This window comes from Blautia hominis (assembly GCA_002270465.1).
Taxonomy (GTDB): domain Bacteria; phylum Bacillota; class Clostridia; order Lachnospirales; family Lachnospiraceae; genus Blautia; species Blautia hominis.
The window spans coordinates 739,161-751,536 of record NQOF01000003.1 but is presented as its reverse complement, the minus strand read 5'-3'; the positions used below and the strand labels follow the sequence as shown (position 1 = coordinate 751,536).

Genomic DNA, 12,376 nt, shown 5'->3' with positions numbered 1-12,376 from the left:
TCAACTTCTGGTCTTTCTTTCATCCCATCTGTTTTTCTGAATTGTCAAGGGCTAAAACTTTATTAAATTTTCCGTGTTGTCGTATATTGTCCGCACCAGGTGAGAATCATTTTACTAGACATTAAAATTTCCAGGAGGATTCTTGCAATGGCACTTAATAAAGTTGAAATATGCGGTGTGAACACTTCTAAACTCCCTGTACTTACCAATGAAGAGAAGGATATTCTGTTCGAGCGGATCAAAAAGGGAGACACAGAAGCCAGAGAATTATATATCAAGGGAAATTTGAGGCTGGTGCTCAGTATCATCAAACGTTTCTCCGCCAGCAACGAAAATGTGGATGATTTATTCCAGATTGGCTGCATCGGACTGATGAAGGCAATTGACAATTTCGATACAACACTGAACGTGAAATTTTCTACTTACGCGGTTCCCATGATCATCGGTGAGATCCGCAGGTATCTGCGGGACAACAACTCTATCCGGGTAAGCCGCTCTCTTCGCGATACTGCATACAAAGCCATCTATGCCAAAGAAAATTACGTCAAAAAAAATCTCAAAGAGCCCACCATCAACGAAATTGCCGAGGAGATCGGCATGGAAAAAGAGGATATCGTCTATGCCCTGGACGCCATCCAAAGCCCGGTCAGTCTCTATGAACCGGTGTATACAGAAGGAGGCGACACCCTGTATGTCATGGACCAGATCAGTGACAAGAAAAACAGGGAGGAAAACTGGATTGAAGATCTATCCCTGAAGGAGGCCATGAAACGCCTGGATGACAGGGAAAAACACATCATTGAAATGCGTTTCTACGAAGGAAAGACCCAGATGGAGGTTGCGCAGGAAATCGGCATCTCCCAGGCCCAGGTCAGCCGCTTGGAAAAGCACGCACTAAAAAATATGAAAAACTACCTGCGTCCCTGACTTGACATTCTCCCCTATAAATGATATGCTAAACACCAATTCAGAGTGTGTCCGCAGACTGGCGGACCGGATCAAAGATCACACTCTGCCATACAGCCAACGCGCAGACAGGAAGAGTAAAATGGATATCCATACAGAGAGGGATGCATATGGTGTGAGCATTCTATGGAGAAGCATTTGAAGACCACCCTGGAGCGGCTTTAACAGAGCCCGGCCGACACCGTTATCGTCAATTTGAGTGGTATATAGTAACGAAAAAGGTACGGAACCGTTACTATAGGAACAACAAGGGTGGAACCGCGGTATCTTGTTTATCGTCCCTGGACAGTCTTCGGATTGTTCAGGGTTTTTTTGATTTTAAACATAATTCAGGAGGAAAAAAAGCATGAAAATCCAATTAAAAGACGGCTCAGTAAAAGAGTATGCTGAGTCCAAATCTGTTATCGACATTGCCTTTGACATAAGCGAAGGACTGGCACGGGCTGCCTGTGCAGGCGAGGTGGACGGCCAAATTGTGGATCTCAGAACAGTTCTTGACAAAGACTGTACACTGAATATCCTCACAGCCAGGGACCCGGAAGGGCTTCGTGTCGTACGCCATACCTGCTCCCATGTTCTGGCAGAAGCAGTCAAACGCCTGTTCCCGGACGCCAAACTGGCAATCGGACCTGCTATTGACACTGGTTTCTACTATGATTTTGAGGCTGAACCCTTTTCAAGAGAAGACCTGGACAAGCTGGAAAAAGAGATGAAACGTATTATCAAAAAAGGAAGCAGACTGGAACGGTTTACCCTCCCCAGAGAGGAAGCTGTACTGTTTATGCAGGAAAAAGAGGAACCATACAAAGTGGAATTGATCACCGACCTTCCTAAAGATGCTGAGATCTCCTTCTACTCCCAGGGGGATTTCGTCGATCTGTGCGCAGGGCCTCATCTCATGAACACAAAGGGCATCAAAGCATTTAAACTTACCTCCTCCTCTGGCGCTTACTGGAGAGGCGATTCCAGCAAACCCATGCTGCAGAGGATTTACGGAAGTGCCTTCTCCACAAAAGATGAGCTGAACGAATATCTGCAGCATTTGGAGGATATCAAGAAACGCGACCACAACAAACTGGGCCGTGAAATGGAGTTATTCACCACCGTTGATGTGATCGGCCAGGGTCTTCCCCTGCTGATGCCCAAAGGTGCCAAAATCATCCAGACACTCCAGAGATGGATTGAAGATGAGGAGGATAACAACTGGGGATACATCCGCACCAAAACGCCCCTGATGGCCAAAAGTGACTTATACAAAATCTCGGGACACTGGGACCACTATAAAGACGGCATGTTTGTGCTGGGGGACGAGGAAACCGACAAAGAAGTGTTTGCCCTCCGTCCCATGACCTGCCCCTTCCAGTATTATGTGTATAAATCCAAACAGCGCTCCTACCGCGATCTGCCCCTTCGCTACAGTGAGACTTCCACCCTCTTTAGAAATGAGGACTCCGGTGAAATGCACGGCCTGACACGCGTCCGCCAGTTCACCATCTCAGAGGGACATTTGATCGTCCGCCCGGATCAGATGGTGGAGGAATTCAAAGGCTGTCTGGCTCTTGCCAAGAAATGTCTGACCACCCTGGGACTGCAGGATGATGTAACCTATCATTTATCCAAGTGGGACCCAGAAAACACAGAAAAGTATATCGGTGATGCAAAGGTATGGGAGCAGACCGAACAGCATATCCGAAACATTTTAGTGGAACTGGACGTTCCTTTTGTGGAGGATGCAGGGGAAGCCGCCTTCTACGGCCCCAAAGTAGACATTAATGCCAAAAATGTATACGGCAAAGAGGACACTATGATCACGGTACAGTGGGATGCACTGCTGGCTGAACAGTTTGATATGTACTACATTGACCAGAACGGTGAAAAAGTCCGCCCGTATATTATCCACAGAACCTCCATCGGCTGCTATGAGAGGACCCTTGCATGGCTCATTGAAAAATATGCCGGCATGTTCCCCACCTGGCTCTGCCCGGAACAGGTCCGCATCCTTCCTATCTCTGAAAAATACCAGGATTACGCAGTCCGGGTAGAAACCGAGTTAAAGAAAAACGGCATCCTTAGCACCATTGATGAGCGCTCTGAAAAAATCGGCTACAAGATCCGCGAAGCAAGGCTGTCAAAGGTTCCCTACATGATCGTTGTGGGAGAAAAAGAAGAAGCTGAAGGATTAGTGGCCGTCAGAAGCCGCTTCCTGGGAGATGAAGGCCAGAAACCCCTGCAGGATTTCATAGATGATATATGCAAAGAGATCCGTACAAAAGAGATCCGCAAAATTGAAGTACAGAACGATAAGTAATTGACAGCAAAGCCGCCTCATGCACACAGATATTGACCGCACAAAGCATCACAGAAAGGAAAAGACTTCATGGACTTTATAGAAATGATAAAAGCAGTCATTCTGGGCATCATCCAGGGTATCACAGAATGGCTGCCCATAAGCAGCACGGGACATCTGATCTTATTTGACAATCTCTGGCCCATGACCTCCACACCGGAATTTTTTGAAGTATTCAAGGTTGTCATTCAATTCGGTTCCATACTGGCTGTACTGGTACTGTTTTTCCATAAACTCAACCCCTTTTCTCCAAAGAAAAGTGTATCCGAAAAGCAGGAGACATTTACTCTGTGGAAAAAGGTAGCGGTAGGGTGCATACCCATCGTGGCTGCCGGTCTTCCGCTGGACATGGTACTGGAGGACTATCTGTCCAGCGTGTACATAATCGCTGCAACCCTGATCCTGTATGGTATTGCCTTTCTTGTCATCGAGAGCAGAAAAAAGCAGCCGAAAATGGAATCCCTGGAGGCACTGACCTACCGGACAGCTTTTTTTATCGGCTGTTTCCAGGTTTTAGCGGCAATACCCGGAACCTCAAGAAGCGGTGCCACCATTCTGGGCGCTGTCATCCTGGGCTGTTCCAGGTATGTGGCAAGTGAATTTTCCTTTTTCCTGGCAATACCGGTCATGGCAGGCGCCAGCGGTCTGAAGCTGCTGAAATATTTTTTAAAGACAGGCATGTTCTCCGGATCGGAGTGGATCCTTTTGATGATCGGAACATTGGTTTCCTTTGTTGTATCCGTATTTGCGATCCGAATGCTCCTGAGCTATATCAGAAAACACGATTTTAAGATATTCGGTATCTACCGTATTATATTGGGTATTATTGTCATCCTATATTTCAGCCTTCTGGCATGATAAGGCACAAACAGGGCGCCTTCCTACGGGAAGCGCCCTGTTTTTCCATTCTTCAGCTGTCCGGACAGCCCGTTATTTCACTGCCAGATGCAGTACACTGCACGCAGGTACAGTAAATGCGATTCCTTTGTCTGTGATCTTCACATTCTTAAATTCTTTCACCTTTACATTTTCCGGCTCCTCGAACGTGTTCATGGCATGCATTTCTTCTGCCAGTATCTCTCCTTTTACCTCTGTCACGGGTCTTTCCAGAATCAGCGCGTCCACATCATAAGCCTCATCCAGAGACAGATTTGTGATGGTAATGTGCATCACACCCTCTGTATCCACAGAAACCGATTCCGTCATGTTGGGAACCTGATGCGCATCATCCACACCGATCGTCTTTGTATCCAAATGGCTCTCTAAAAGTTCCGCATCCTGATGATATTTATACATGTTAAATACATGATATGTAGGTGTCAGCAGCATTTTCTCTCCTTCTGTCAGAATGACGGACTGAAGGACATTCACAAGCTGAGCCAGATTTGCCATGTGGACACGGTCACTGTGCTTGTTAAAGATATTCAGGTTGATTCCAGCCACCAGCGCGTCCCTCATGGTGTTCTGCTGATAAAGGAAGCCAGGATTTGTCCCCGGTTCTACGATAAACCAGGTACCCCACTCATCCACGATCATACCGATTTTCTTTTCCGGGTCGTACTTGTCCATAATGGCTCCGTGCCGGTTGATCAGCTCCTCCATATAAAGAGTCTTGCTCAGAGTCTTATACCAGGCCTTGTCATCAAAATCCGTTGCACTTCCCTTGATCTCCCATCCCTCCGGATGTGTATAATAATGCAGGGAAAGCCCATCCATAAATCCATGCTGAGAAGACTGGCTGTGACGGAAGCAGGTATGCAAGACACGCTCTGTCCATTCATAGTCATCCACATTGGCTCCGCATGCAATTTTGTAAATCTTTTTGTCTGCCTTATAATCTCTCACATAAGTCTGGTAGCGGCGGTACTCATTGCCGTAAAACTCCGGAGTCATATTGCCGCCGCAGCCCCAGTTCTCATTGCCCACACCAAAAAATGCCACATCCCAGGAATCCTCATGCCCATTTTTCTTTCTCAAATCAGCCATGGGAGAAACGCCGTCGAACGTCATATATTCCACCCACTCTGACATCTCCCGTACGGTTCCGCTTCCAACATTTCCGTTCACATAGGCTTCACAGCCGAGCTGGCGGCACAGTTCAAAAAATTCATGGGTTCCGAAACTGTTGTCCTCCACAACACCGCCCCAGTGGGTGTTGATCATTTTCTTTCTGTCTTCTTTCGGTCCGATTCCATCCATCCAGTGGTACTCATCCGCAAAACATCCGCCCGGCCAGCGCAGCACTGGTATTTTCATTTCCTTCAGGGCTTCCACCACATCTGTGCGCATACCGTTTACATTGGGAATCGGGGAATGCTCTCCCACATAAAGCCCTTCATAGATACACCTTCCCAGATGCTCAGAAAAGTGCCCGTAAATTTCCTTATGTATTTTGCTCTTCTTTACGTTAGGGTTGATCACCAGTTTTGTCATATCGCATATTCTCCTTTTCGTAACTGCGAAAACCCCGCACAGTTACCTTTTTGATAAATTTCTTATCTATAGAATATCACTTGTATGCACATTGATACAATTTGTTTTTTATCACCAAGCCGTATTAAAAACACGCCAAGCTTTTCCTTTTCCCCCTGCGCCTGAAAAACAGACACACCGCATTGATCACAAAAGCACTGTTACACAGCGAATCACACCACCCACAGGAAATCCCAAAGAAACAGCGCAAAATTCCCTTCTTTTGTAAAGCTCAAGTCAAACAGCCAGACCGAGACCCTCCCCTGCAAAACCCACAAAAGCGACGGCTGATTCGCCAGAATCCACGTTTCCACACAAACAAAGACTTTACCTTATTCCTTCTTCAGAAACTTCTCCTCCTTAATCTCCACCAAAATAATATCCTCACCAATCTGTCTAATACACTGCCAAGGAATCACATACTCACTGACCGGTCCAAACAACCCACAAAGCTTCCCCGGCACCGGCACAATAATAGCCGTCAAACACCCCGTCTTAGGATCAAACTCCACATCCAATGGACACCCCAGACTCTTACAAGTACAAATATTAATAACTTCCTTCTGCTTCAAATCACAAACCCGCATAATCCCACCAAATTTCACCCTTATTACCTATCCTATGCCCTCCACCTCGTCCATTTTCCACTTTCTTCCCAACACTCCATCCACTTCCTCCCCTTACCCTACACACTCAGACTTACCACCCATCCTACACTTTCAACATCCCTCTCCGCACTACTTCTCAGCCTCATCTTCTTCTCCTCGCTCTCTGGGTCACCTATCGCACTATGCTCTCAGCTTTATCTTTCTCTCTTCGCTCTCTGGGTCACCTATCGCACTATGCTCTCAGCTTTATCTTCCCCCCTTCGATTTCTGGTCACCTATGGCACTATGCTCTCAGCTTTATCTTCCCCTCTTCGATTTCTGGTCACCTATGGCACTATGCTCTGACCCTCATCTTCCTCTCTTCGCTCTCTGGGTCACCTATGGCACTATGCTCTCAGCTTTATCCCCCCCTCTACGCTCTCAGGTCAAAGGGAAAGGCCGCCAGGGGCAGCAGACCGGCAGGGTTCCTTCTGGCAGATGTTCCGTAGGAGGCGTAGACTTGCTTAGGAAAAAATGAAGCCCCGGACAAGGAGAAATTTCGGTTACCATCCGAAATTTCAGGGCAGTTGAGCAGTTCAGCCATAAAGGCTGGACTGCGGTTCTGCCCGGTGCCTTGTCCGGGGCTTCATTTTTTTCTTAGCAAGACTTGCCGACGGAGGCATCTGCCAGAAGGAACCCTGCCGGTCTGCTGCCCCTGGCGGCCTTTCCCTTTGACCGTCCCCTCTCACCCATCACCTCTCCATTTCCACCTGTCCCCCTACCCCCTTATGATTCCGTATGATCCTATCAATCTCCTTCAGATCACAAGAAGGCAGATCCCCCGGAATAGTATTCTTCACCGAACTGGTCGCATCCCCATACTCCAGCGCCTTCCGGCAGTCAAACCCATGTGCCAGCAGCCCATAAAGCGCCCCCGATATATAAGCATCCCCGCTTCCAATCCTATCCACAACCTCAATATCCCGATACGGCTCCTCCTCATAATACCTGTCTTCCTTCGCATTATAGATCACAGACCCAAACGTATGCACCTTAGGGCTATGCACGATCCTCTGTGTGGACGCCACAATAGAAATAGGATATTCCTCCGTAAAACTCTTCATAATAGACTTCACATCCCCATCCTTCAAAAACGTCAATCGTGCCGTATCCTCAGAACAGAAGAAAATATCCACATAAGGAAGAATCTTCTCAATACATTCCTTCGCCTCAGGCCCAGTCCAAAGATTCCCCCGGAAATTCACATCAAAAGAAATGATCGCCCCGTTCTCCTTAAACCTCTTGATCATCTCCACCGCAGTATTCCTGGTATTCTCCGCCAAAGCCAGGGTAATGCCGCTGGTGTGGAAACACCTTGTACTCGCAAACATCTCCTCCGGCAGTTCCTCCACCCTGATCTTGCAAAAAGATGCATGGCGCCTGTCATAGACCACACTGGGCTTTCTTGGATAAGCCCCGTTTTCGTAGTAATAAATTCCCAGCCTTGCATCCGGCTCCTCATCATACACCAGATAATCATCACTTACCCCACAGAAACGGACTCTATTCTTGGCGTAGACTCCAAGCGCATTATCCGGCAGCTTGGATATCATCCCCGTCCTAAGACCCAGAAGAGAAGCGCCGGACACTACATTCAGCTCTGCACCGCCCACCTGCTTCTGAAATGTCTCACCGCGCACAATCCTCTCATTATCCGGCGGTGACAGCCTCAGCAAAATCTCTCCCAATGAAAGCAAATCAAAATCTTTTTTCATCTTAAAACCCTCCCTAAATCATCCTTGATTCTACTTAACAGAACGCCGCGTAACGACTCAGCACCCAAAAAGTTACAGGCAGAACCCATCCACAACCACCTAGGGCAATGGAAGTCCGCAGCATGTGCTTTCCATTGTATTAATAATGGGATGCTGTTTTCACAACATCCCATTTTTATTTAAATGTTCACCCATGGCAAAAGGGCTATCATTTATAACTATTTCATCTGTCCTTATCTCTGGACACGTCCTGAACCGTCTCCGCCTGCAAGTTTGGATACTTCATCCATGGAAACCATATTGAAGTCACCCTCAATAGAATGTTTCAGACAGGAAGCAGCTACTGCAAACTCAATGGTGGACTGTGCATCATAGCCGTTTAAACATGCGCAGATCAATCCGCCGCCAAAGCTGTCACCACCGCCTACACGGTCAACGATGTGCATTTTGTATTTTTTGCTGAAGAAGTAATCATTTCCGTCATATAACATAGCGGACCAGTTATTGTCATTTGCAGACAGGGACTCTCTCAGTGTAATGGCAACTTTTGAGAAACCGAACCGGTCAGCCAGCTGCTTTGCAACATCTTTGTAGCCCTCATGGTTTACGGTACCGGTTGTAACATCTGTATTGGCAGCCTTAATGCCGAATACATCGGCAGCATCTTCCTCGTTAGCTATGCAGACATCCACATATTTACAGATTTCACCCATAACCTGTCCGGCTTTTTCCTTGGACCACAGTTTATTTCTGTAATTTAAGTCACAGGAAATGGTCACGCCTGCCTCTTTTGCGGCTTTGCAGGCTTCCAGACAGATGGCTGCCACTTCATCATTTAAGGCCGGTGTGATTCCTGTAAAATGGAACCAGTCAGCGCCGTCGAAAATATGTTTCCAGTCAAAATCAGAGGATTCTGCTGTGGCGATCGAGGAGCCGGCACGGTCATAGATAACCTTAGAGGGTCTCTGAGATGCGCCTTTCTCCAGGAAATAAATTCCCACGCGGTCGCCGCCCCGTGCGATCTTTGTTGTATCTACACCATATTTTCTCAAAGAATTGACAGCTGCCTGTCCGATCTCGTGTTTTGGCAGCTTCGTGACAAATGCTGCGTCAAACCCGTAGTTTGCAAGGGAAACAGCCACATTGGCCTCTCCTCCGCCGTATGTTGCGCCGAAGGTATCTGCCTGTACAAAACGATAGTATCCTTCCGGAGCCAGTCTCAACATGATCTCACCAAATGTGATTACTCTTTTTGCCATTTTTATTTCTCCTTTGCCATAAATCCTATATTATTTTCTCTGTGAAAACACACAGCTCTTCATAGTTTTTCTATTCTGCAGCCAGTCAGTTACTGTACACAGGCCACTGTACCGGGAGGCATTTTCATGCCGGAAGCATGAAAATCCCGACGCAGCCAGCGCGATATAGGGCAGAATGCTCCATATCTGTGCATCGCGAAGCGTGTTACTGGACACGGAGTGTACAGTAACGCCAGTCAATGACCGCATGATAACGATTCCGGGCTTTTTCCCTATCTTACTTCTTTCACCAGAGCAACGGCTTCCTCTGTGAGGGTTTTGATCTTATCAAATTCTCCTGCTGCGATCAAATCGCCTTTTACCATCCAGCTTCCGCCGCATGCAAAGATCTTATCACAAGTCAGATAGTCTTTTACATTCTTAGGATTGATTCCGCCTGTAGGCATAAACTTGATTCCCACATATGCTGCCGCCATAGCCTTGATGGTAGACACACCGCCGTACTGTTCAGCCGGGAAGAATTTCAGCACTTTCAAACCGCGCTTAACCCCCTGCGCCACCTCGGAAGGCGTTACGCATCCGGGCAGGACTAAAATATCTTTGTCCAGGCAGTAGTCAACGATCTCCGGGTCAAATCCGGGGCTGACGATGAACTTTGCACCAGCTGCCACTGCACGGTCCACCTGCTCTGTAGTCAATACAGTGCCTGCGCCAACCAGCATTTCCGGAAATTTCTCTGTCATGGTACGGATAGATTCCTCTGCCGCTGCAGTACGGAATGTTACCTCCGCACAGGGAAGACCTCCCTCACATAATGCTTTTGCCAGCGGCTCCGCATCCTTCACTTCATTTAATACAACTACCGGAACAACACCGAATTTTGAAAGCTGTTCTAAGATCGCGTTCATAATTTCCTCCTTTTTTCAATCCACATACAGGGTTTTCCATCCGCCCTGCGTGAAATTGCAGCTATGCTGCTTTATCCGATTCGTTCGGATCACTTTTACCTATTCGCCTTTATGATTCCACATTATGAAACTCCGTTTCGTATTGTGATATCTTTATCTTGAATTATACTCCTCCGGCTCAGATTGTCAAGAGAAAAATGAAAAAAAATTCCGGTTGTTTCCTGAATGGGAAAGTGTTACAATAACGCCAAAGCCTATTCGTGAAAAATAACCAAAGGCAGGAATATATTATGGAAGAAAAAAATCCCATTCAGGTGGCTGACAGGCTTTTTCTGGTCCTGGAAACCCTGGCATGTGACGGTCCTATCGCGCTGGCAGATTTAAGCCGGCAGCTTGACCTGAACAAAAGCACGGTACACCGGCTGCTCTGCTCCCTTATTTACATGGGATATGTAAAACAGGACACAGACACCCAGAAATATGATTTGTCATTAAAAGTATTAAGCCTTTCCAACCGGCTGTTAAGCCGCATGGACATCCTGGAGATCGTACGCCCTCATTTGAAAATTCTCTCTGAAAAAACAGGAGAAACCGTACATTTTGTCCAGCTTGACGGTGCGGAGGCTGTCTATATCTATAAAGAAGAATCGTATCAGAACTCTGTCCGCATGGTATCCAAGGTGGGCAACCGGATCCCTCTCTACTGTTCAGGGGTTGGAAAAGCCATGGCAGCAGACATGGATGAGGAACAAATACACCGTTTCTGGAATGCAAGCAGTATTATCCGTCTGACCCCACACACCATTACGGATTACTCCCGGTTTCAGGAAAAAATAGAGGAAGTCAGAAAAAGAGGATATGCACTGGATGATGAGGAAAACGAACTTGGTGTACGCTGCATTGCAGTCAGCCTTCCTGATTATAAAGGGCGGGCCCGCTATGCCTTCTCGATCTCCGCTCCGGCTGCCAGAATGTCGGATGAACGGATTGCCCAGCTTGCAGAAATCATACTGAAAGAAAAACGGGAGATCCAGCAGAATATGTGATTTCAAAGTAACTATTCCGTAGATCTGCGCATTCACTGCGCTGACCGTAAGAAAGCATTCCGCAGCCAAGCAAAAATCCCATCGCCAAAGGCGATCCTGCATGGATTTTTGCCTGTAACTGTGAGGGTACTGAACAGTTACATTTCAAAAACATATGAAACAAAACAGCCGTCTAGGAATGGAAAACGCAAACCCCAACAGATCTGCTTTTCCGTATCATAGACGGCTGTTCTGTAAATCCACTAAAATCTTGCTGCAGATACTTTTATGCCATAGCCTTCAAAATAATGCTATTTTATTCGTATCTCACAATCTCTTTTTTCAATCTCTTCATGATGCGCTTTTCCAGCCTGGATATGTAAGACTGGGAGATGCCCAGAAGATCTGCCACTTCCTTCTGCGTCTTTTCTCTGCCGTCCGGCATATTGATGCCAAAACGCAGGCGCACAATGGTCTGTTCCCTTTTGGTCAGCTTTCCAATGGCCTTCCCCAGAAGGGAGCGCTCTACTTCACTCTCTATTCCCCTGTAAATGACATCCTCATCGGTTCCCAGAATATCGGACAGGAGCAGTTCATTGCCGTCCCAGTCCACATTCAGCGGTTCATCAATGGAAACTTCCATCTTTGTCTTGCTGTTTCGTCTGAGATACATAAGAATCTCATTTTCAATACATCTGGACGCGTATGTTGCCAGCTTGATCTTTTTTGTAGGGTTAAAGGTATTGATGGCCTTGATCAGTCCTATAGTTCCTATCGAGATCAAATCCTCCACCCCTACCCCGGTGTTATCAAATTTCTTGGCAATGTACACAACCAGACGCAGGTTATGTTCAATCAGACGGGATTTCGCATCCGCATTGTCCTCTGTCTGTAATTTTCCTATCATTTCCGCCTCTGCCTCTGCGTCCAAAGGCGCCGGAAGGACCTCTGCCCCTCCGATATAATGAATTTCTTCCCCTCTTCTGAATATAATATTGGAAAACCCCGAAAAAACAGGCATCTGTACTTTTCTCTCT

At 47.0% G+C, this 12,376-nt stretch carries 10 protein-coding genes; 4 read left to right on the top strand and 6 right to left on the bottom strand.

Annotation, left to right across the window (positions count from 1 at the left end; translation table 11 throughout):
- The first annotated feature begins 147 nt into the window (after positions 1-147).
- The 3 genes from sigG to CI595_RS13810 all read left to right on the top strand — a co-directional run bounded on the left by sigG (position 148) and on the right by CI595_RS13810 (position 4,171).
- Entirely contained in the window at positions 148-927 is a 780-nt protein-coding gene (sigG, locus tag CI595_RS13820) for an RNA polymerase sporulation sigma factor SigG (protein ID WP_095174035.1), read from the top strand.
- Positions 928-1,312: 385 nt separating this feature from the next.
- Positions 1,313-3,274 (top strand): threonine--tRNA ligase, encoded by a 1,962-nt coding sequence (gene thrS / locus CI595_RS13815; RefSeq protein WP_095174033.1) that lies wholly within the window; start codon positions 1,313-1,315, stop codon positions 3,272-3,274.
- 69 nt (positions 3,275-3,343) lie between these two features.
- A complete protein-coding gene (locus CI595_RS13810) occupies positions 3,344-4,171 on the top strand; it encodes an undecaprenyl-diphosphate phosphatase (protein ID WP_095174031.1) in 828 nt (275 codons plus the stop codon).
- Between the two features lie 72 nt (positions 4,172-4,243).
- Here the strand turns inward: CI595_RS13810 and CI595_RS13805 are convergent, their stop codons facing one another.
- From CI595_RS13805 to eda, 5 genes are all read right to left on the bottom strand, one after another.
- Positions 4,244-5,746, bottom strand: coding sequence for an alpha-N-arabinofuranosidase (locus CI595_RS13805; protein ID WP_095174029.1), 1,503 nt, complete (start codon positions 5,744-5,746; stop codon positions 4,244-4,246).
- A 371-nt stretch (positions 5,747-6,117) separates the two neighbouring features.
- On the bottom strand, positions 6,118-6,372 hold the full coding sequence (locus CI595_RS13800) for a YlmC/YmxH family sporulation protein (RefSeq protein WP_065544604.1): 255 nt from the start codon (positions 6,370-6,372) through the stop codon (positions 6,118-6,120).
- Between the two features lie 752 nt (positions 6,373-7,124).
- Positions 7,125-8,147: a sugar kinase gene (locus CI595_RS13795; RefSeq protein WP_095174027.1), complete on the bottom strand. Its 1,023-nt coding sequence runs from the start codon at positions 8,145-8,147 to the stop codon at positions 7,125-7,127.
- A gap of 233 nt (positions 8,148-8,380) precedes the next feature.
- On the bottom strand, positions 8,381-9,406 hold the full coding sequence (locus tag CI595_RS13790; RefSeq protein ID WP_095174024.1) for a sugar kinase: 1,026 nt from the start codon (positions 9,404-9,406) through the stop codon (positions 8,381-8,383).
- 272 nt (positions 9,407-9,678) lie between these two features.
- Positions 9,679-10,314 (bottom strand): bifunctional 4-hydroxy-2-oxoglutarate aldolase/2-dehydro-3-deoxy-phosphogluconate aldolase, encoded by a 636-nt coding sequence (eda, locus tag CI595_RS13785; RefSeq protein ID WP_065540998.1) that lies wholly within the window; start codon positions 10,312-10,314, stop codon positions 9,679-9,681.
- Between the two features lie 290 nt (positions 10,315-10,604).
- Between eda and CI595_RS13780 the strand changes: the two genes are divergently transcribed.
- Entirely contained in the window at positions 10,605-11,360 is a 756-nt protein-coding gene (locus CI595_RS13780; RefSeq protein ID WP_095174022.1) for an IclR family transcriptional regulator, read from the top strand.
- 295 nt (positions 11,361-11,655) lie between these two features.
- On the opposite strand, the gene sigE is transcribed toward CI595_RS13780, so the two are convergent.
- Positions 11,656-12,360, bottom strand: coding sequence for an RNA polymerase sporulation sigma factor SigE (gene sigE / locus CI595_RS13775; RefSeq protein WP_225305410.1), 705 nt, complete (start codon positions 12,358-12,360; stop codon positions 11,656-11,658).
- Between the last annotated feature and the right edge of the window lie 16 nt (positions 12,361-12,376).